This window comes from Cellulomonas sp. Root485, from assembly GCF_001426705.1.
Lineage (GTDB): Bacteria > Actinomycetota > Actinomycetes > Actinomycetales > Cellulomonadaceae > Cellulomonas.
The window spans coordinates 324,064-344,963 of record NZ_LMFC01000002.1; the positions used below are offsets into that span (position 1 = coordinate 324,064).

The window sequence follows — 20,900 nt, forward strand, 5'->3', positions numbered from 1 at the left end:
ACTACCCTCGACCCCGGCGACGCTGACGGGTATCCGTGCAGCGTGCACATCATCTGCACGGGAGGGACGCCATGTCCGAGGGGCTGCCGCGGTACGCGTACCTGGGTCCGGCCGGCACGTTCACCGAGGCCGCGCTGCGTCAGGTCGTGGCCGTCGGGGACTGCGTCGACCTGCCGGTGTCCGACGTGTCGTCGGCCATCGAGGCCGTCCGCACGGGCGACGCCGACTTCGCGGTGGTAGCCATCGAGAGCACGGTCGAGGGCGGTGTCACGGCGACGCTCGACAGCCTCGCGGGCGGCGACCCCCTGGTGATCGTGCGGGAGATGCTCGTGCCGGTGCAGTTCACGCTCGCCGCCGCGCCCGGCGTGCGGTTCGAGGACGTCCGACGCATCTCCGCCCACCCGCACGCGTGGGTGCAGTGCCGTCGCTGGCTGGCGCACCACCTGCCGACCGTCGTGCACGTCCCGGCGACGTCGAACACCGCCCCTGCAGCGCTCATCGCGGCGGGCGGTGCCGAGCTGGGCTTCGACGCCGCGCTGGTCCCGCCGGCCGCCGTCGACTCCTACGGTCTGGTCCCGCTCGCCACCGACGTCGCGGACAACGTCTCCGCGCAGACCCGGTTCGTCGTCGTCGGCCACCCTGGCTCCGTGCCGCCGCCCACCGGCGCGGACAAGACGACCCTCGTCGTCCACCTGCCCGACGACGAGGCCGGTGCGCTGCTCGCGATGCTGGAGCAGTTCGCGGTGCGAGGCGTGAACCTGTCCCGGATCGAGTCGCGGCCGATCGGCGACGCCCTCGGCCGCTACTCCTTCTCGCTCGACGCCTGGGGGCACATCACCGACGAGCGCGTCGGCGAGGCCGTCATGGGCCTGCACCGCCGCTGCCCGTACGTCCGGTTCCTCGGCTCCTACCCGCGCGCCGACGCCCTCGCGCCGACCGTGCACCTGGGCACCGCGGACACCGACTTCGTCGGCGCGCGCGAGTGGCTCAAGGCGCTCCGGGGCGGCTCAGCCACCTAGGACGGCGCGCCCTCGGGTTCGTACGCGAGCAGCCGCTCGAGGAGCCGCAGCGAGCTCTCCTTGTCGAGCGTCTCGCCCGTCCACGTCTCCTTGAGGGACACCGTGCGGCCGTCGTGCAGGGTCAGGTCGGCCTGCAGCGGTGTCCGCTTCGCGATGCGCGCGGTGGCGATCTGCTCGTACGCGAGGAACCGGTGGTAGGACGCGAGCTGCACGACGGACCCCGACTGCAGCAGCGAGATCATCCGGTTCTTGCCGTACTCGTCCTTCTTCGGTGTCGGCACGAGGATCATGCCGATGTCGAGGACGAGCACGTCGTGCTTGGTGCCGTCGACCTTCACGCTGGCCAGCCCGCCGAGCACCTCCCCGCCGTGCGCCGAGGCGACCTCGGCGACCTGACCGGTGGACGTGACGTCGACACCGATCTCGGCGAGCCGCGCCCGAGCGGCCCCCACCGTCTCCGGCAGCAGCGCGGCGCTCGCGACGGGCGAGAGGTCGAGCACCTGGTCGTCGCGGCCCACCAGCTCGGCCGGGCCGCTCCACGAGTGCCGCCACCGGGCGACCCCGGCCTGCACGGCGGCCTGCGAGACCAGCAGCTCCAGGAGGTCCGCGAGCTGGTCGTCCTCGGTGCCGAGGTCCTTCTCCAGCGCGGCGCGACGGCCACCCGCGATCACGTCGAGCACGGTGCCCAGGTTCGCGCGCTGCTGCCCGGCCACCCGGGCGGCGGCGCGGTACACGATGTCGGCGGTCCGCTGGCGGGACAGCACGAGGGAGGTCGCGGTCAGCTCCTCCCACTCGAGCTGCGTGCGGCCCTCGACCCTGAAGACGCGCGCAGCGAGCTCGGTGGCGTGCGCCTCGAAGCCGGGGATCAGCGCCCACGCCGGACGCGCGTCCCGGGCCACCGCCACGTCGGGCATGCGGTCCATCGCCGCCACACGGACCGCGATCGACGGGTGGCTGTCCCACCGCGACTGCTCGGCCGGGGGCGCGTCGTCGCGCATCTCCGCCAGCTCCGCGGTCCGCGCCGCGACCAGCTGCCCGAAGCCGCCGAAGAAGCCGTGCGACGTCGTTGCGTACCCGGACTCCCACGCGTCGTTGAGGTAGTTCTGCAGGTAGAACGACCAGGCGGCGTCCGCGACGGGAAGCTCGCGCAGTGCGCTCTGCGCGGTCGCGCGCCCGGCGATCCGCACGGAGAGCTCGTCCGCCTCCAGCTCCTGGCGACGGCTGACCGCCGCGGAGACGACGAAGAACAGCCGGGCGTACAGGCGCAGGAACCAGCCGACGACGTTGCCCGACAGCTGCTCGATCGTCGCGACGATCGCCTGCTGGCCGCGGTAGGTCAGCGGGCCGAGGCGGGTGTGGCTGTTGGAGTAGTGACCGAGCTCGTGCGCGAGCACCGACCGCAGCTGTCCCACGTCGAGCGTCTGCAGCAGCGGGACACCGAGATAGAGGTGCCGGGTGCCGCCGACGAGCCCGAGCAGTCGCGTGTCCTCGGAGACCGCCGCGTTGACGTCGGGGAGCAGCCGGATGTCGTCGGGCGCGCGGGTGCCGGCTGCGTCGGCGAGCTCGCGGACGGTCTCCCAGAGTGCGGGTGCGTCGGCGGTCGTGAGCGTCGGACCCACCTCGGGCTCCGGGCGTGCCCGGGCGACCTTCCACAGGGCGACGACCACGCCGACCGCGATCGCGGCGGTGAAGAAGCCGAGCTTGGCGGCGGCGGCCTCGGCGTCGGACTGGAACGCCCACCAGCTGAGCGCCCCCATCCCGACGATGATCGCCAGCGCGACGACGTAGAAGCCGGCCAGCAGGACGGCCGAGAGCGCGGCGCGCAGGGTGGTGGTCACGGGGGTCCTTCCGGTGCGAGCCGCGACGTCACGGCCTCGTTCGCCGCGGATCGTAGCGGTCCCGACCGGCACCGCGGGCATCGCTGACCGGGTTGCCCTCGAAGGTCCGGGTCAGGCCACCGCGACCCGGACGACGAGCGCCGCGTGGTCCACCCTCGCGGACAGCTCGGTGACGCGCCCGACGATGTCGCCGTCCACCTGGACGTGCTCGCCGCCCTGCACCACGACGCGGACCTCCTGCGCCCGGGTGTGGTCGATGCGGCCGATCTTCGCGGGCAGGTCGTTGCGCATCCCCGCGCCCTGGAGCATCACCTCGCCGAACAGCTGCGCCCAGCCGGCGATGCCGCCGCGCGTGTCGATCGCGGCGATGTCCAGCCACCCGTCGTCGAGCACCGCGTCGGGCAGGAGCGTGATGCCGCCCGGGAGCTTGCCGCAGTTGCCGATGAGCAGGCTGCGCAGCCGGGTCGACGTCATCGGCTGGTCGTCGAGCCGGACGTGCACCCGGGTCCGGCGGCCGTGCAGGTGCCGCATCCCGGACACGAAGTAGGCGATCCAGCCGACCCGCGCCTTGAGCTGCTCGTCGGTGTCGGCGACCATCGCGGCGTCGAAGCCGAGTCCGGCGATGACGAGGAAGATGTGGTCCCTCGGGAGGTCGGGCAGGGTCGACGACAGGACGTCCGCCGCATCGGTCACCGGGTCGTCGATCTCCGACTGCCACCGGTGCACCCGCAGCCAGCCGACGTCGATCGTCCGGTCCCGCCCCTCCAGGGCGGTGCGCAGCGACGCCATGGGGTCGCTCAGCGGGAGGTCGAGGTTGCGGGCCAGGAGGTTCCCCGTGCCGAGCGGGATGAGCCCCATCGGGACGCCGGTGCCGACGAGCCCCTCGGCCACCGCCCGCACCGTCCCGTCCCCGCCGATCGCGACGACGACGTCCGCCCCCTTCGCGACCGCGTCCCGCGTCTGGCCCACGCCGGGGTCCGCGATGGTCGTCTCGAACCAGAGCGGCTCGGGCAGGCCCTGCTCCGCGCAGGCCGCGTGCACCGACGCCTTGAGCGCGGGGACGTCCTGCTTGGAGGGGTTGGCGACGAACGCGACGCGCTGACCGGACTCCTCGACGTCCCGGGCGAGCCGCAGCTCCCGGGCGCCCGGACCGTTGCGGGGCGACTCGATCCGCCGGCGCAGCTCCCGCTGCCGCAGCCACAGGATCGCCACGAGGAGAAGGGACGAGAGAGCCACGACGGCCGCGCACACGGCCACCCACGCCTCCCAGGTCATGGGGCGAATCTACGGCCCGCGCCACGCGCCGCGGTGCGGCGCATGCCGACGGGTGCCGAGATCGCCGAGCTCGGCAGCTCGCGCCGAGCTCGGCTGGTCAAGCCACCGAGCTCGGCGGGAGCCACCGAGCTGGGTGCCGACCGCTGCCGTCAGGAGCCGCGCGAGAGGGTCGGTAGGGTTCTCGGGTGATCGATCTGCGGCTCCTGCGGGAGGATCCTGACCTTGTCCGCGCCAGCCAGGTGACGCGGGGCGACGACCCCCACCTGGTCGACCAGGTGCTCGACGCCGACGCGCGCCGACGCTCTGCGCTGACCCAGTTCGAGACGCTGCGGGCCGAGCAGAAGTCCCTGGGCAAGCTGGTGGCCCAGGCCCAGGGCGACGAGAAGCACGCGCTGCTGACCCGTGCCAGGCACCTCGCCGAGCAGGTCAAGGGGCTGCAGGGCGACGCCGAGGCGGCCGAGACGGTCGCCACGGAGCTGAGCCGCAGGATCTCCAACATCGTCGAGGAGGGCGTGCCCGTCGGCGGTGAGGACGACTACGTCGTGCTCAAGCACGTGGGCGAGCGGCCCGCGTTCGACTTCCCGGTGCGCGACCACCTCGAGCTGGGCGAGGGCCTCGCGGCCATCGACACCGAGCGCGGCGCCAAGGTGTCCGGCGCCCGGTTCTACTACCTGACGGGGATCGGCGCGCGCCTCGAGCTGGCGCTGCTGAACGCGGCCGTCGACAAGGCGATGAGCGCCGGGTTCACGCCCGTCATCACGCCGACGCTGGTCAAGCCCGAGATCATGGCGGGCACGGGCTTCCTCGGCGCGCACGCCGACGAGATCTACCACCTGCCCGCCGACGATCTGTACCTGGTCGGCACCAGCGAGGTCGCGCTCGCCGGCTACCACTCGGGCGAGATCCTCGACCTGTCGGGCGGGCCCAAGCGGTACGCCGGCTGGTCGGCCTGCTACCGGCGCGAGGCCGGCTCCTACGGCAAGGACACCCGCGGGATCATCCGCGTCCACCAGTTCCACAAGGTCGAGGCGTTCAGCTGGACGACCGTCGAGGACGCCGCCGACGAGCACCGCCGCATCCTCGGGTGGGAGGAGGAGATGCTGGCGCTCGCCGAGCTGCCGTACCGAGTCATCGACACCGCCGCCGGGGACCTGGGCTCCAGCGCGGCCCGCAAGTTCGACTGCGAGGCGTGGCTGCCCAGCCAGGAGCGGTACCTCGAGCTGACGTCGACGTCGAACTGCACCACGTTCCAGGCGCGCCGGCTCGGCGTCCGCGAGCGCACGGCGGACGGCTCGACGCGCGCGGTCGCGACGCTGAACGGCACGCTGGCGACGACGCGGTGGATCGTCGCGCTCCTGGAGAACCACCAGCAGGCAGACGGGTCGGTGCGCGTCCCCGCGGGGCTGCGCCCGTACCTGGGCGGCCTCGAGGTGCTGGAGCCGGTGCGATGACCCGGTGCCGCCTCGTCGCCCTGGACGTCGACGGGACGCTCATGTCCTACGACGGCGTCATCTCCGACGAGGTGCGCGCGGCGGTCCGTGCCGTGCGGGACGCCGGTCTGCACGTGGTGCTGGCGACGGGCCGCGGGGTGCACTCGGCAGCGCCGGTGGCGATGGAGCTCGGCCTGACGGAGGGCTGGGTCGTCTGCTCGAACGGTGCCGTGACCGCGCGCCTCGACCCGGGCGTCGAGAACGGCTACGAGATCGTCCGGGTGGTCACGTTCGATCCCGGCCCCGCGCTGCGCACGATCGCGATGGAGCTGCCCGACGCCCTGTACGCGGTCGAGGACCTCGGGCTGGGCTTCCGCGTGTCCGCCGACTTCCCCGACGGCGAGCTGTCCGGGGACCTCGAGGTCGTGTCCTGGGAGGAGCTGACGTCGACGCCGGCCACGCGGGTCGTCATCCGCAGCCCCGACAGCACCCCCGAGCTCTTCCACGAGCTCGTGGAACGCGTCGGGCTGCACGAGGTCGAGTACGCCGTCGGCTGGTCCGCGTGGCTCGACCTGACGCCCGGTGGGGTGTCGAAGGCCAGCGCGCTGGAGGAGGTCCGGCAGCACCTCGGCGTGCAGCCGCACGCGACCGTGGCGATCGGTGACGGCGGCAACGACGTGCAGATGCTGCGCTGGGCGGCCCGTGGTGTCGCGATGGGCCACGCGTCCGAGGCGGTCCGCGCGGCGGCCGACGAGGTCACGGGGACGATCGGGGACGACGGCGCACTCGCGGTCCTGCACAGCCTGCTGGTCTGACGCGCCCGCCGACGATCTCGACCGTTCTGACGGCCCTTCCGCACGAAATCCGTGGTGCGAGGGCGCTGTGGCTCGCCTGTGACTCAATCGTGACCGGATTGCCCGGTCTTTACGGTTGCGTCCGTGTTGCGTAACGGCTTGCATCGCTTGCAAGGGTGCCGTGCACAGCCGCCGGCACCTATCCGGAGCATGACGACGTGGAGGTCTCATGAACGGCACACGCAGGCGCCGCAGCCATCTGGCAGCGGCCGCGGCGGTCGGAAGCCTGGCCCTGGTGCTCACCGCCTGTTCGGGCGGGGACGACGAGGGAGGGGGCGGCGACGCCACCTCGGACGTCGACTGCACCGCGTTCGAGCAGTACGGCGACCTCGAGGGGAAGTCGATCAGCGTCTACACGTCGATCGTCGACCCCGAGTCGGTCCAGCAGACGGACTCGTACAAGCCCTTCGAGGAGTGCACGGGCGCGACCATCGAGTACGAGGGCTCGCGGGAGTTCGAGGCACAGCTGCCCGTCCGCCTGCAGGCCGGCAACCCGCCCGACATCGCGTACATCCCGCAGCCCGGCTTCCTGGCCTCGATCGTCGCCGACTACCCGGAGGTCGTCGTGGCGGCTCCGCAGCCGGTCATCGACAACGCCAACGAGTACTACACCGAGGGCTGGGTCAACTACGGGACGGTCGACGGAACGCTCTACGCGACGCCGCTGGGCGCCAACGTGAAGTCGTTCGTCTGGTACTCCCCGGGTGCGTTCGAGGAGAACGGCTACGAGATCCCCACGACGTGGGACGACCTCATGGCCCTCACCGACCAGATCGTCGCCGACCACCCCGACGCCAAGCCGTGGTGCGCGGGCATCGAGTCCGGTGACGCCACCGGCTGGCCGGCCACCGACTTCCTGGAGGACGTGCTGCTCCGCACGGCCGGTCCGGACGTCTACGACCAGTGGGTCACGCACGAGATCCCGTTCAACGACCCCCAGGTGCTCGATGCCCTGCAGACGGTGGGCGGCATCCTCAAGAACGACGAGTACGTGAACGGCGGCCTGGGCGACGTCCAGTCCATCGCCACGGCGCCCTGGAACGAGGCCGGCAACGGCATCCCCGACGGCACCTGCTTCCTGCACCGCGCGGCGAACTTCTACCAGGCCAACTGGGACCCGAGCCTGAAGGTCGCGGAGGACGGCGACGTCTACGCGTTCTACCTGCCCGGCACGAGCGCTGACGACAAGCCCCTGCTCGGCGGCGGCGAGTTCGTCACCGCGTTCGCCGACCGCCCCGAGGTCGCCGCGTTCCAGGCGTACCTGTCCAGCCCGGAGTGGGCCAACGCCAAGGCGGCGGCCACCGGTCAGGGCTGGCTCAGCGCCAACAGCGGCCTCGACCCGGAGCTGCTGCAGTCGCCGATCGACAAGCTCTCGTTCGACCTGCTCACGGACGACAGCTACACCTTCCGGTTCGACGGCTCCGACCAGATGCCCGGTGCCGTCGGCGCCGACGCGTTCTGGAAGCAGATGACCGCATGGATCGGTGAGGACCAGTCCGACGAGGCGACCCTCGACAACATCGAGAAGGCCTGGCCGGCCTCCTGACCGGCGATGAGGACCGGGGTGGGAGCCGTCGGCACGGCGGCTCCCACCCCGCGTTCTGGGCGTATCGTCCGAGCACGCCACCTCGATGACGAGGGAAAGGGTGAGGAATGGACTGGTTCATCCACGCGGAGACCGTGGGCCACAAGTTCGCGTTGATGGTGATCGCGATCCTGCTGTTCGTCGGCATCATGGGGGCGATCCTCTTCGGGATCGACAAGCTCAAGAGGGTGCCCATCTGGGTGGTCGTCGCGGGGTTCCTGGGTCCCACGCTGATCTTCGTCGTCTTCGGCCTCGTGTACCCGGGGCTCAACACCATCAAGGCATCGCTCTTCGACGCCAAGGGGAAGAACTTCGTCGGTCTCGAGAACTACGTGACCGCGTTCACGGAGGACCAGTTCCAGACGGTGCTGCGCAACACCTTGCTCTGGGTGGTCCTCGTGCCTCTGCTCGCCACCGCCATCGGCCTCGTCTACGCGGTGCTGGTCGACCGCACGCGGTACGAGCCGCTGGCCAAGACGCTGATCTTCCTGCCGATGTCGATCTCGCTCGTGGGCGCCAGCATCATCTGGAAGTTCGTCTACGAGTACCGGCCGAACCAGGGCAGCATCCAGCAGATCGGCCTCGCCAACCAGATCCTCGTCTGGTTGGGCCTGGAGCCGTACCAGTTCCTGCTCAACCAACCCTGGAACACCCTGTTCCTCATCGCGGTGATGATCTGGATCCAGGCGGGCTTCGCGATGACGGTGCTGTCGGCCGCCATCAAGGCCATCCCCGACGACATCACCGAGGCGGCCCGGCTCGACGGCCTGCACGGCGTGGGCATGTTCCGGTTCATCACCGTGCCGAGCATCCGTCCCGCGCTCGTCGTCGTCCTGACGACGATCGCGATGGGCACGCTGAAGGTCTTCGACATCGTGCGCACGATGACCGGCGGCAACTTCAACACGTCGGTCGTGGCCTACGAGTTCTACACGCAGAGCTTCCGTGCCCAGAACGCCGGGCTCGGTGCCGCGCTCGCGGTGATCCTGTTCATCCTGGTGATCCCGATCATCGTCTACAACGTCCGGCAGCTCCGCCTCTCGGAGGAGATCCGATGAGCTACGCCTCTGCACCCCTGCCTCCCGCAACGCTCGTCGAGCCGGAGGAGGTCGACACCACCCGCACCCGCAAGTCGTCGCGCCTCTCCCGGGCCGAGGCGCGTGCCGCGGCCGCCAAGGGCAAGCTCAGCTCGCCGTGGACCTCGCTGATCGCGATCCTCATCGCGATCGTGTGGACCGTCCCGACGTTCGGCCTGCTCATCACGTCGTTCCGGCCGAAGTCGGAGATCCGCACGTCCGGCTGGTGGACCCTGCCGTGGAACTTCGAGCTCACGCTGGAGAACTACCAGGAGGCGCTGTTCGGCTCGTCGACCAGCCTGGCCACCTACTTCGTGAACTCGATCGTCATCACCCTGCCGGCAGTGATCATCCCGATCTCGCTCGCGCTGCTGGCGGCCTACGCCTTCGCGTGGATGGACTTCAAGGGCCGCAACATCCTGTTCGTCGCGGTCTTCGCGCTCCAGGTGGTGCCCATCCAGGTCACCCTGATCCCGCTGCTCTCGCAGTACGTGGACTGGGGGATCGCGGGGTCGTTCTGGGTGATCTGGTTGTCGCACTCGATCTTCGCCCTGCCGCTGGCCATCTACATCCTGCACAACTTCATGAAGGACATCCCGCCGTCGCTGGTCGAGGCCGCGCGGATGGACGGCGCCGGCCACGTGAAGGTCTTCTTCCAGGTGCTCATGCCCCTGCTCACGCCCGCGATCGCGTCCTTCGCGATCTTCCAGTTCCTGTGGGTGTGGAACGACCTGCTCGTTGCGCTGACGTTCGCCGGCGGGACCACGGACGTGGCACCGCTCACCGTGCGGCTCGCGGAGCTGAGCGGGACGCGTGGGTCGCAGTGGCAGCTGCTGTCGGCGGGTGCGTTCATCGCCCTCGTCGTGCCGCTCATCGTGTTCCTGTCGCTGCAGCGGTACTTCGTGCGCGGCCTGCTGGCGGGGTCGGTCAAGGGGTAGCCCTAGCCTGAGGCCGTGCCCGCACCCCTGCTCTTCGTCGTCTCCGGACTGACGCAGTACCTGGGTGCGGCGCTCGCGGTCGGCATCTTCGGGACGATCGCCGCGGCCTCGGTCGCGTGGCTGCGCATCGCGGTCGCGGCGGTCGTGCTCGTCGTGTGGCAGCGCCCGTGGCGGTCACGGTGGCACCTGCCGGACCTGCGCACCGCCGTCGTGTTCGGGGCGGTGCTGGCCCTGATGAACGTGGCGTTCTACATCGCCATCGACTACCTGCCGCTCGGCACCGCCGTCGCGATCGAGTTCCTCGGGCCCGTCGCCGTCGCCGCCGTGACCGGGCGCGGCTGGCGCGACCGGGTGGGCATCGCGGTCGCCGCCGTCGGCGTGGTGCTGCTGGCCGGGGTGTCCCTGGACACGGGGCCGGACGCGGTGATCGGCCTGGTGGCCATCCTCGTCTCGGCGGGGTGCTGGGCGGCCTACATCCTGCTCGGCCGGCGCGTGGCGCGGGCGGCGAACGGCGGGATCACCGGGCTGTCCGTCGCGATGGCGGCGGGTGCGGTGCTGTTCGCGCCGTTCCTGGCCGGTGGTGCGGCGCCGGTGCTGCACGACGCACGGCTGGCGGCCCTGGTGGTCGCGATCGCCGTGTGCTCGTCGGTGGTCCCCTACGCGCTCGAGCAGGTCGTGCTGCGGAGGGTGCGGGCCGCCACGTTCGCGGTGCTGCTGGCGATGCTCCCGGCGACCGCCGCGGTGGTCGGCGCCGTGCTGCTCCAGCAGGTGCCGCACGGGCTCGAGGTGGTCGGGCTGCTGCTCGTCTCCGGCGCCATCGTGCTCACGGGCCTCGACCGGGAGGACCCACCGACGACGGAGGCACCCCCGCCGGCGTGACGGGCCCTACAGGTACTGCCCGGTCGACGGGTCGGGGGAGCCGTCGGCACGCGGGACCGGGACGGGCGCGCCGGGGTGCGGGGGCCCGGCGGGCAGCTGCCGACGCATCCCGGCCAGCTGGCCCTGCGCCGCCACCTGCTGGGCCACCAGAGCGGTCTGGATGCCGTGGAACAGCCCCTCCAGCCAGCCGACCAGCTGCGCCTGGGCGATCCGCAGCTCGGCGTCGGACGGCGCCTGGTCCTCGACGAACGGCAGCGTGATCCGGTGCAGCTCCGCGACGAGCTCCGGGGAGAGGCCCTCCTCGAGCTCGTGCAGGGACCGCTCGTGGATCTCCGCCAGCCGGGCGCGCGCCGCGTCGTCGAGAGGTGCGCTGCGGACCTCGTCGAGGAGCTGCTTGATCATCGTGCCGATGCGCATGACCTTCGCGGGCTGGCCGACGAGCGTGGTGATGTCCTCGGGCTCGTCGTCGTCCGGCACCGGGTCCAGCACCTCCACGCGCGGCTTGTCGTCGGTGGGGGCGTCCTGCGCGTCGTTGTCGGTCACCCGGGCATTCTCACCGACTGTGGTGCCCGGCGCAGCCCCTCCGTCCGGCTGGCTAGGGTGTGCGCCATGGCCTGGCTCACCACACCTGCCCATGCCCGGTGGCTCGAGGACGAGACGGACCGGCTCCTCGACTTCGGACGCGCTTCGGTCGTGCCGGGGGGTTTCGCTCGCCAGGACGAGGCGGGTGCCGCGGTCGACGGTCCGCTCGAGCTCTGGATCGCGTGCCGGATGACGCACGTCTACGCGATCGGTCACCTGCTGGGCCGCCCGGGCTCCGCCGCCCTCGTCGACCACGGTCTGGCCGCGCTCACGGGCGCGTTCCACGACGCCGAGCACGGTGGCTGGTTCGCCGAGGTCGAGCGCGACGGCACCCCGCGGGACACCGACAAGGCCGCCTACCCGCACGCCTTCGTCATCCTCGCCGCCTCGAGCGCGACCGCCGCCGGCCGACCGGGCGCCCGCGCCCTGCTGGACGAGGCGCTCGCCGTCTCGGTGCAGCGGTTCTGGGACGACGCCGCCGGCATGGCCGTGGAGCAGTGGGACCGGACCTTCACGACGCTCGACGGCTACCGCGGCGTCAACGCGAACATGCACACCGTCGAGGCGTACCTCGCCGCGGCGGACGTCACGGGCGACCGCATCTGGCTCGACCGCGCGCTGCGCATCGTCGAGCGCGTGGTGCACGGCTGGGCCGCCGGGAACTCCTGGCGCATCCCCGAGCACTTCGACGCCGACTGGGTGGCGGACCTCGAGTACAACGTGGACACCCCGGCGCACCCGTTCCGGCCCTACGGCGCGACCATCGGCCACTGGCTGGAGTGGGCGCGGCTGACCCTGCACGCCCGCGCCGCGATCACCGCCCGCGGTGACGTCGCCTCCGCCTGGATGCTCGAGGACGCGGTCGCCCTGTTCGACGCCGCCGTGCGCGAGGGCTGGGACGTCGACGGCGCCCCCGGCTTCGTCTACACGGTCGACTGGTCCGGCGCACCCGTCGTGCGCGAGCGGATGCACTGGGTGGCCGCCGAGGGTGTCGCCGCCGCTGCTGCCCTGCACGCCGCGACCGGCGAGGCCCGGTTCGACGACGCCTACACGCAGTGGTGGGAGTACATCGGCGCGCACCACCTGGACCGGGTCGGGGGGTCGTGGTGGCACGAGCTCGGCACCGACAACCAGGTGTCCCGCACGGTCTGGTCCGGCAAGGCCGACCTCTACCACGCGGTTCAGGCGACCCTGATCCCGCGCCTCCCGCTGACCCCGGTCATCACCCCGGCCCTCGCGGCAGGCCTGCTCGACTAGCTCTGTCGCGCAACGTCCGCACGTCCGGTCGTCCTGACGCTCGAGTCCGCGGACGTCCCACTCCCACACCCGTAGCGTCCGCACATTCGGTCGTCGGGACGCTCGAATGTGCGGACGTCGCGCGGCGGAAGCAGGGGTCAGGGGATCAGGAGGACCTTGCCGAAGGCCTCGCCCGACTCCAGCAGGCGGTGCGCGTCGGCGGCCTGGTCGAACCCGAGGCGGGCGTGCACCACCGGCCGCACCCACCGGTCCTCGACGAACGGCCACGCGTGCCGACGGACCCCGTCCATGATCGCGACCTTCTGCTCGAGCGGGCGGGAGCGGAGCATCGTGCCCAGCACGCTCGCCCGCTTGGCCAGCAGCACCGACAGGTCCAGCTCACCGCGTCGCCCCTGCTGCATCCCGATGACCACCAGGCGTCCGTCGTCGGCGAGCATCGCCAGGTTCTCCGCCAGGCCGCCGCCGCCCAGCACGTCGAGCACGACGTCGGCACCGTGCCCGTCGGTCGCGGCGAGCAGGCGGTCCACCAGCCCGGGCTCGTGGTGGTCGAGCGCCGCGTCCGCACCCAGCGCGAGGACCCGAGCGGTGCGTTCCGGGCCGCCGGCGGTCGCCAGGACGCGTGTGCCCAGGGCGCGGGCGAGCTGGACCGCGACGGTGCCGACCCCGCCCGAGCCGCCTCGGACGAGGAGGATCTCGCCGGGCGTCAGCCGGGCGGCGCGCAGGTTCGACCACACGGTCGCCAGGCCCTCGGGCAGCGCGGCGGCGTCGACGGTCGACAGGTCGTCGGGCAGGCGCAGCGCGAGCCCGACCGGGACGGCGACCTGTTCTGCGTAGCCGCCGCCCGCGAGCAGGGCGGCGACCCGGTCCCCGACCTGCGGGTCGTCGGGACCCAGTGCCAGCCCGCGCGCGACGACGGTGCCCGAGACCTCGAGACCGGGCCAGGCGGGCGTTCCCGCCGGAGGCGGATAGTGCCCTGCCCGCTGCAGCAGGTCGGCCCTGTTGACGCCGGCCGCTGCGACCCTCACGATCAGGTCGCGCGGTCCCGCCACGGGGTCAGGGACGTCCTGCACGGCGAGGACGTCCGGATCGCCCGGCTTTGTGATGACGACCGCTCGCACGTCCGCACAGTAAACCCGGGAGCACTCCGCCGACGCAGTCAGCCTCGTTGCTAGCACATGACACCCGAACGGGGTGTCATGTCGCCGTATCCGGGGGGGTGAGGTCCATGGCAAACTCTGCCGTTGGCTAATGGTCTGGTGTCCAACAGCCGATGAACGCCAACGGGACACCTCATCGGTCAACTGACCGGGACAGCACGACCGGTACGAATGGTGGCAACACCCGTTGCCGGAACACGGAAGGGAACGACATGCTGCGACGGCTCGGCATCCGCGCCAAAGTGATGGCTGTCCTTGCCGTCCCCATGATCGTGCTGCTCGCAGCCGGTGGGTTCATCTCGTGGAACGCCATCCAGGAGCTGCGGTACGCCAAGGCCGCCGACAGCGTGATCACGACGCTGCAGGCGTACACCCCCGTGTCGAGCTCGCTGCAGGCCGAGCGGCTCCTGTCGCTCAACGGCGGCTCCGCGGAAGACATCGCCGCAGCGCGTGCCCAGACCGACGCCGCGCTGAACGCGGTCCGGCCCATCACGGCCAAGCTCGACCTCAGCCAGTTCCCGCAGCCGGTCGTCGACCGGTTCGTCGAGGTGCAGCTCGCGCACAACACGATGCTCCCCGCCGTCCGTACTGGCGTCGACATCAAGTCGCAGCGGGCCCAGCTCGAGAACAACTACGCCGCGATCATCGAGGGCCAGCTCAGCCTCATGGAGCAGGTCGCCAACAGCCTCGAGAACCGCGACCTGGCGCAGTACGTCACCGCCTACCGCGAGATCGGCACCACCGCCGACAACCTGGTCGTCGAGATGATCGACGGCATCGCGCTCCTCGGCACCCGCGCGCCGGCCCCTGCCTCGGTCCGCCAGTACGACACGCAGACCGCCGCCACCGAGCTGGCCCGCGCCCGCTCGCACGCCGCGATGGACGCGCTCGGCGTCGACTCCCTGGTCATGCCGACCAAGGACCCGACCTCCAACTTCACCCGGATGCGGGCGCCCCTCCAGCAGGGCAACCCGGCCGGCTTCGCGCTGATCGACCCCGTCGCGTACGTCGGTGAGATCCAGCAGCAGCTGGTCAGCCTCTCCGAGCTCAACACCGGCGTGCTGGACGAGGCCCACAAGGTCGCCTCCGCCTCGGCGGACGAGGCCCAGGCCCAGGCTCTCGTCACCATCGGCATCGTGGTCGCGGCCCTCGTCGCCTCCCTCTTCTTCGCCCTCCTCGTCGCCCGAGGGATCGTCGTCCCGCTGCGCCGCCTGACGAAGGCTGCCGCCGACGTCCGCGAGCAGCTGCCGCGACTGGTCGAGCAGGTGGCCATCCCCGGTGAGGGTCCGGAGATCACCCTGGCGCCCATCCCGGTGACGTCCCGCGACGAGGTCGGCCAGCTGGCCGCAGCCTTCAACTCGGTGAACTCGACCACGGTCCAGGTCGCCCAGGAGCAGGCCGCGCTGCGTGGCTCCATCGCGGAGATGTTCGTCAACGTCGCCCGCCGCGACCAGGTCCTCCTCAACCGCCAGCTGTCGTTCATCGACTCCCTGGAGCGTGCCGAGGAAGACCCGAGCACCCTGGCGAACCTGTTCCGCCTCGACCACCTCGCCACCCGCATGCGTCGTAACGCGGAGTCCCTCCTCGTCCTCGCCGGCATCGACTCCGGTCGTCGTCTGCGCGACGCCATGCCGCTGTCCGACGTCGTCCGCACGGCCTCCTCGGAGATCGAGCAGTACGACCGGGTCGAGCTCGACCTGCAGGTCGACCCGCACATGCACGGCTTCAACGCCCTCGGCGCCGCGCACATGCTCGCCGAGCTCCTCGAGAACGCGACGATCTTCTCCGAGCCGGAGACGCCCGTCACGGTCACCACCGGTGTCTCGGGCCAGTTCGTGGTCGTCCGCATCCTCGACCAGGGCCTGGGCATGAGCGACGTGGAGCTCGAGGCCGCGAACTCGAAGATCATCTCGACGTCCGCCAGCGACTCCCTGGGCAACCAGCGCCTCGGCCTCTTCGTCGTCGGCCGCATCGCCCAGCGCCTCGGTGCCGACGTGCGGCTGCTCAAGGCCGCGCACGGCACCGGTACCGAGACGATCGTCCGGTTCCCCGCCACGCTGTTCGTGATGACGGAGACCAACCTGTACGGCAACGGGGCGCCCGCCGCCCTGGCCGCACAGCGCAACGACCCGGGCCTGCCGCAGATCGAGGCGCCCGTCGTCGAGGAGGTCAACCTCGCCGCGCTGACGGACGGCCAGACCTCGCTCGGTCTGCCGCACCGCCGCCGTCGTGACGACGGTTCCGACGAGCCCGTCGGCCCCATCCCCGTCACGGAGCTGGCGCAGTCCACGGGTCTGCCGAGCCGGTCGAAGAAGACGTTCGACGAGGACAACCTCGTCCTGCCCGAGGCCCCTGACGGCCACATCGCCCCCGAGATCTCCGCGGCAGGCTCCGACTGGAAGCCCGCGACGGTCGCGCCCCTCAAGGGTGGTCTGCCGAGCCGCAGCCGCGCCTCGACGTCCGCCTGGGCCAAGCCCGAGGAGCCGGCTCCGAGCGGCCCCGCCCCTGCCCCCGCGCCCGCGGCCCGTGCCGGTCTCTTCTCCGGCTTCCGCGGCCGCACCGAGGCCACGTCCACCGACACCGGCGAGAACCTCGTCGTCCCGGGCCTGCAGTCCGAGGACCAGGAGCGCGCACAGCTGCCCGCGCAGTCCAACGCCGTCCGCGCACCGTGGATGTCGAGCGGTGCCCACGCCGCGCCCGTCGAGCCGATGGTCGTCCCGCAGCTCGCGGACGACGACGACTCGTGGGAGGCGCAGGAGGCCGAGAACCGCGAGGCGCAGAACGTCGCGTCCGCTGCGGCTGCCGTGCAGGCCGAGGCGGCCCCCGTGCAGGACGAGGCACCCGCCTGGGAGCCGACGCCCGCCTGGGACACCGCGCAGGTCGAGGCTCCGGCTGCCGAGGCCGCGGCCTGGGAGGCGCCCGCCTGGGACGCCCCTGTCGCCGAGGCCGTCGCGGCCGAGGTCCCCGTCTGGGAGGCGCCCGTCGCCGAGGTCCCGACGTGGGAGGCCCCCGCCGCCGAGACCGCTGCGTGGGAGGCTCCCGCCGCCGAGACCGCTGCGTGGGAGGCGCCCGCCGACGAGACTCCCGGTTGGGGTGCTCCCGTCGCCGACGCTCCCGTCTGGCAGGACTCCACCACGTCGCAGACCCCCGTCTGGGACGACACCGCTGACCAGACCCCTGCCGAGGCTCCCGCCTGGGACGTGCTCCCCGCTGCCGAGACCGGCGCGGAGACCTTCACGCAGGCTCCTGCCTGGGACGCACCGGTCGTCGCCGAGACGCCCACCTGGGAGGCGCCCGCCGCCGCCGCGTCCGCCTGGGACCAGACGGCCGTCGACGACGAGCCCGGCTGGGAGGCACCGGTCGTCGGCGACGACGCCCCCGCCGCCCTGACGTCGCGCTCCGCCGCCCCGGCGCCGGAGGAGGAGGTCGCAGCTCCTGCGGCCGCCGTACCGGTCGCACCGGCCGCGCCCGTCCGGACCTTCACGTCCTACAGCGGCTACGCCGGCTGGGGCGCTCCCGCCGCGGACGCGTACCAGCCGTCGGACCGCCTGCTCGACGAGGCCCGTGCCTGGCACACGGGCGCCATGCCGATCGTCCCGGAGGCTGCCGTCGCAGCTGCCGCGCCGGTCGAGGCGCCTGCTGAGCCCGTCGAGGAGCCGGCCCCGGCCGTCGACGACGCCGCCTGGCCCGTCCCCGCCTGGGAGCCGCCGACCTGGCAGTCGCCCGAGTGGGCCGAGCAGCCGGCCGAAGCTGCTGCCGAGGTCGAGGTCGAGCCCGAGGTCGAGCCTGAGGTCGCGGTCGTCGACGGTGTCGCGTTCCAGCGCGTCTACCTCGAGCCCGAGCCGTCCGGCGACGCCCCCGTCGCGTCCTACGTCGCACCGGAGCCTGTCGTCGAGGAGGCTCCCCAGTGGGCAGCTCCCGCGCAGGAGGCGGCGCCGGCGTGGCCGACGTTCCAGGCCCCCCAGCAGGTCGAGGCTCCGACGCAGGTGTTCACACCGGTCGAGGTCGCTGCAGCCGTCGAGCCGGAGCGCGCACCGCAGGCACCCGTCTACCAGGAGGCCCCGGTCGCGTACGCCGCACCCGAGGCCGCCGCGGCCCCGGCGTGGGCCCCGACCGCACCCGCCCAGGCAGCTCCGGCCGCCCAGGCTCCGTTCGCCGAGGTCGTCCAGCCGCAGTCGGACGACGCCAAGGGCCGCCGCAAGTGGGGCCTGTTCGGGCGGAAGAAGGGTGACGACGGCGCTCCGGAGGTCTCCGGACCCGTCCCGGTGCAGAGCGCGCCCGCCCCCGCCGCCCAGGTCGCCCCCGTGCGGACCTCGGCGTGGACGGCGGACTCCGCCGCCCCGCAGTCGCCCACGGGTGCCGACTCGTCGCAGTCGTGGATGGCGTCGACCACCTGGTCGGCACCGGCCGCTCCCGCGCCGCACGCTCCGGCCCCGCTGGAGCCCGTGTCGGCAGGGACGTGGGCTCCGCCCGAGTGGGCCGCACGGCCCGGCAGCAACGCTGCGCCGTCGCAGACGGTCCCGCAGCCCGCGCTGCCGCCGTCGGTGGCACCCCGGGTCGGCACGCTCGACGACGAGGTGGCAGCGATGCTGGCCCTCCGTTCGGACATCCAGGAGCAGGCACTCTCCGAGCTCTCCCAGCTGTCGGCCTACCGGCCGGCCGCCTCGGGTGGCAACGCGGAGCGCCTCACCAAGCGAGTCCCCACAGCTGTCCCGGCGACGACCGTCACCGAGGACGAAGGGAAGCCCGTGCAGCGTGATGCGGACCAGCTCCGGTCGCGTCTGTCGAGCTTCCAGTCCGGGACCTCTCGTGGCCGTCGTGCCACGGAGGACCCGTCCGGCCAGAACGGCGTGAGCTGATGACTGCCCCAGACCCCACAACCGTCGTCACCGCCATGGTGGCGTCTGACCCCGCAGTCATCGACTGCACCAGCAAGGAGGAAGTGTGACCGCGCTCAGCACCGAGGCAGCCAACTTCGGCTGGCTCCTGGACAACTTCGTCCGGACCGTGCCCGGCACTCGCCACACACTCGTGGTGTCTGCGGACGGTCTTCTCATGGCGATGTCCGAGCAGCTCGACCGCACCAGCGGCGACCAGCTCGCGGCCATCGTCTCCGGGATGTCTAGCTTGACCCGAGGCGCCGCGCGCCAGCTCCGTGCGGGGGAGGTGCGTCAGGCGATCATCGAGATGGACAACTTGTTCCTCTTCCTCATGAGCGTCTCGAACGGCTCCGTCCTCGCCGTGGTCGCGGAGTCGAGCTGCGACGTGGGCCTCATCGGCTACGAGATGGCGATGCTCGTCTCTCGTACCGAAGCGACCCTCACCCCGCAGCTCATCTCCGAGATGCGTGGCCAGCTCCCTATCGACGGCGCCACCCGCGCCCCGGTGGCCTGAGGCCACGGGGAGTCTGAACCATGAGCGAGCACATCGAGTACGAGGCCAGAACGGTCCGGCCCTATGCCGTGACCGGTGGCCGCGTGCGCTCGGCGCGCTCCGACCTGCCTCTCGAGGCGCTGGTCGAGGCAATGCCGGGTGCCGTGACGAGCCAGGGTCTTCCGCCTGAGAAGCGGGCGATCCTCCAGCACGCCGCGTCCAACTACATCTCGGTCGCCGAGCTTTCTGCTCTGCTCCACCTGCCGCTCGGTGTGATCCGGATCCTCGTGTCCGACCTCGCCGACCAGCAGTACGTGCGTGTGCACACCTCACAGCCGGTCGAGGTCAACACCGGTGAATCGCCTGCCCTGTCCCTCAGCGTGCTGGAGAGTGTTCTCAATGGCATTTCCGCCCTCTGACGCCGCTGTGGCCGCTCCGGCGGGCACGGCAGGAAGCGTCGCTCCCACAGTCGTCAAGATCGTCGTCGCCGGCGGCTTCGCCGTCGGCAAGACGACCTTCATCGGCTCCATCTCGGACATCGAGCCCCTCAACACCGAGGCCGCGATGACCGAGCACTCGGTCGGCGTCGACGACGCCGGCGGTGTGTCCGACCGCAAGACCACCACCACGGTGGCGATGGACTTCGGTCGCATCGCCCTGCCGGGGTCGCTCTGGCTCTACCTGTTCGGTACCCCTGGCCAGGACCGGTTCCTGTTCATGTGGGACGACCTGGTCCGCGGTGCCATCGGCGCCGTCGTCCTGGTCGACACCGACCGGCTCGACCAGTGCTTCCCGGCCGTGGACTACTTCGAGAGCCGTGGCATCCCGTTCGTCGTGGGTGTCAACTGCTTCGACGGCGTCGCCAAGCACCAGCTGGACGACGTCCGTGAGGCGCTCGCGATCCCGGCGCACGTGCCGGTGCTGTACACGGACGCCCGTTCGCGTGCGGCAACCAAGCAGGCCCTGATCTCCCTCGTGCAGCTCGCGATGGAGCGTCTGCGCAGCCGGTGACCACACAGGTCTCACCCGACCGCGGCCGGCCCCTGCAGGGGGGCCGGCCGCCGTCGTTCCCCGACGCCGTGAGCGATCATGGTGAGATGCCCGTCCCGTCACCGCTCCCGCGAGGTGGTGGCGGCGTGCTGCCGCAGCCGCGGCCGGCGGGTGACGACGCGATGCGCCCGGTCGCGCCACCCCCTCGGGTGTCGCGGGTGTACGCCGACGGCTCGGCGCTGTCGCGGTACCTCGTCGGTGCACCGTGCCGTGAGCAGTGGCTCGCGTGGACCGCCGAGCACGAGTCGCAGCTGGTGACCACACCGCTCGGCCTGACCGAGCTGCGACGCGTCGCACAACCGCGCGGGGTCGAGGCGACGGGAGTCGCGCACGACGTCGAGGAGCGTGTCGAGGTGATCCGCTTCTCCGATCAGACGCTGAAGGCGGCGACGAAGGTGTCGGGCGTCCTCCCGCCGTTCGTCGCGCTGCACATCGGGGCTGCCCTCGCGCACCCGGACGTCTCCAGCGTCGCGACGTACGAGGTCCAGCTGGCCCAGGTGTCCGCCCTGCACGGGCTCACCGTGGTGTCCCCGGGGTGGCCTTCGTCCTGGTGGGAGCGCGAAGGCTAGGCACGGCGGCTCCACGAG

At 72.0% G+C, this 20,900-nt stretch carries 17 protein-coding genes; 13 read left to right on the forward strand and 4 right to left on the reverse strand.

Annotated features, from left to right (window positions below; genetic code table 11):
* Positions 1-71 precede the first annotated feature (71 nt).
* The gene (gene pheA, locus ASD16_RS10205) at positions 72-1,019 is read left to right on the forward strand and encodes a prephenate dehydratase (protein ID WP_055916449.1); all 948 of its coding nucleotides are present in this window, start codon (positions 72-74) and stop codon (positions 1,017-1,019) included.
* Here pheA and ASD16_RS10210 read toward each other — a convergent pair.
* A complete protein-coding gene (locus ASD16_RS10210; protein ID WP_055916451.1) occupies positions 1,016-2,857 on the reverse strand; it encodes a M48 family metallopeptidase in 1,842 nt (613 codons plus the stop codon). The genes pheA and ASD16_RS10210 overlap by 4 nt on opposite strands.
* 111 nt (positions 2,858-2,968) lie before the next feature.
* Positions 2,969-4,132 (reverse strand): diacylglycerol kinase family protein, encoded by a 1,164-nt coding sequence (locus tag ASD16_RS10215; protein WP_055916453.1) that lies wholly within the window; start codon positions 4,130-4,132, stop codon positions 2,969-2,971.
* Positions 4,133-4,317: 185 nt separating this feature from the next.
* On the opposite strand from ASD16_RS10215, the gene serS reads away from it, so the two are divergent.
* From serS to ASD16_RS10245, 6 genes are all read left to right on the forward strand, one after another.
* The gene (gene serS, locus ASD16_RS10220; protein ID WP_055916455.1) at positions 4,318-5,583 is read left to right on the forward strand and encodes a serine--tRNA ligase; all 1,266 of its coding nucleotides are present in this window, start codon (positions 4,318-4,320) and stop codon (positions 5,581-5,583) included.
* The gene (locus tag ASD16_RS10225) at positions 5,580-6,377 is read left to right on the forward strand and encodes an HAD family hydrolase (protein ID WP_055916457.1); all 798 of its coding nucleotides are present in this window, start codon (positions 5,580-5,582) and stop codon (positions 6,375-6,377) included. The genes serS and ASD16_RS10225 overlap by 4 nt, the downstream gene beginning before the upstream one ends.
* 208 nt (positions 6,378-6,585) lie before the next feature.
* Positions 6,586-7,962, forward strand: a complete 1,377-nt coding sequence (locus tag ASD16_RS10230; protein ID WP_055916459.1) for an ABC transporter substrate-binding protein — start codon at positions 6,586-6,588, stop codon at positions 7,960-7,962.
* Between the two features lie 107 nt (positions 7,963-8,069).
* Positions 8,070-9,059: a carbohydrate ABC transporter permease gene (locus ASD16_RS10235; RefSeq protein ID WP_055916461.1), complete on the forward strand. Its 990-nt coding sequence runs from the start codon at positions 8,070-8,072 to the stop codon at positions 9,057-9,059.
* Positions 9,056-10,015: a carbohydrate ABC transporter permease gene (locus ASD16_RS10240; RefSeq protein WP_055916462.1), complete on the forward strand. Its 960-nt coding sequence runs from the start codon at positions 9,056-9,058 to the stop codon at positions 10,013-10,015. Before ASD16_RS10235 ends, ASD16_RS10240 begins: the two co-directional genes overlap by 4 nt.
* A gap of 15 nt (positions 10,016-10,030) precedes the next feature.
* The gene (locus ASD16_RS10245; RefSeq protein ID WP_055916464.1) at positions 10,031-10,894 is read left to right on the forward strand and encodes a DMT family transporter; all 864 of its coding nucleotides are present in this window, start codon (positions 10,031-10,033) and stop codon (positions 10,892-10,894) included.
* Between the two features lie 6 nt (positions 10,895-10,900).
* Here the strand turns inward: ASD16_RS10245 and ASD16_RS10250 are convergent, their stop codons facing one another.
* Positions 10,901-11,437 carry a bacterial proteasome activator family protein gene (locus ASD16_RS10250; protein ID WP_055916466.1) on the reverse strand — a complete coding sequence of 179 codons (537 nt, stop codon included), beginning with the start codon at positions 11,435-11,437 and terminating at the stop codon, positions 10,901-10,903.
* Between the two features lie 66 nt (positions 11,438-11,503).
* On the opposite strand from ASD16_RS10250, the gene ASD16_RS10255 reads away from it, so the two are divergent.
* The gene (locus ASD16_RS10255) at positions 11,504-12,733 is read left to right on the forward strand and encodes an AGE family epimerase/isomerase (RefSeq protein WP_055916468.1); all 1,230 of its coding nucleotides are present in this window, start codon (positions 11,504-11,506) and stop codon (positions 12,731-12,733) included.
* A 137-nt stretch (positions 12,734-12,870) separates the two neighbouring features.
* On the opposite strand, the gene ASD16_RS10260 is transcribed toward ASD16_RS10255, so the two are convergent.
* Entirely contained in the window at positions 12,871-13,851 is a 981-nt protein-coding gene (locus ASD16_RS10260; protein ID WP_055916470.1) for an NAD(P)H-quinone oxidoreductase, read from the reverse strand.
* Positions 13,852-14,102: 251 nt separating this feature from the next.
* Here ASD16_RS10260 and ASD16_RS10265 point away from each other — a divergent pair, with 251 nt between their 5' ends.
* From ASD16_RS10265 to ASD16_RS10285, 5 genes are all read left to right on the forward strand, one after another.
* Positions 14,103-18,749 (forward strand): ATP-binding protein, encoded by a 4,647-nt coding sequence (locus ASD16_RS10265; protein WP_162250294.1) that lies wholly within the window; start codon positions 14,103-14,105, stop codon positions 18,747-18,749.
* Positions 18,750-18,834: 85 nt separating this feature from the next.
* Entirely contained in the window at positions 18,835-19,284 is a 450-nt protein-coding gene (locus ASD16_RS10270) for a roadblock/LC7 domain-containing protein (RefSeq protein WP_055916474.1), read from the forward strand.
* 20 nt (positions 19,285-19,304) lie between these two features.
* Positions 19,305-19,682 (forward strand): DUF742 domain-containing protein, encoded by a 378-nt coding sequence (locus ASD16_RS10275; protein ID WP_055916477.1) that lies wholly within the window; start codon positions 19,305-19,307, stop codon positions 19,680-19,682.
* On the forward strand, positions 19,663-20,274 hold the full coding sequence (locus ASD16_RS10280; RefSeq protein ID WP_055916480.1) for an ATP/GTP-binding protein: 612 nt from the start codon (positions 19,663-19,665) through the stop codon (positions 20,272-20,274). Before ASD16_RS10275 ends, ASD16_RS10280 begins: the two co-directional genes overlap by 20 nt.
* Positions 20,275-20,360: 86 nt before the next feature.
* Positions 20,361-20,882, forward strand: coding sequence for a hypothetical protein (locus ASD16_RS10285; RefSeq protein ID WP_235523232.1), 522 nt, complete (start codon positions 20,361-20,363; stop codon positions 20,880-20,882).
* Positions 20,883-20,900: the final 18 nt, after the last annotated feature.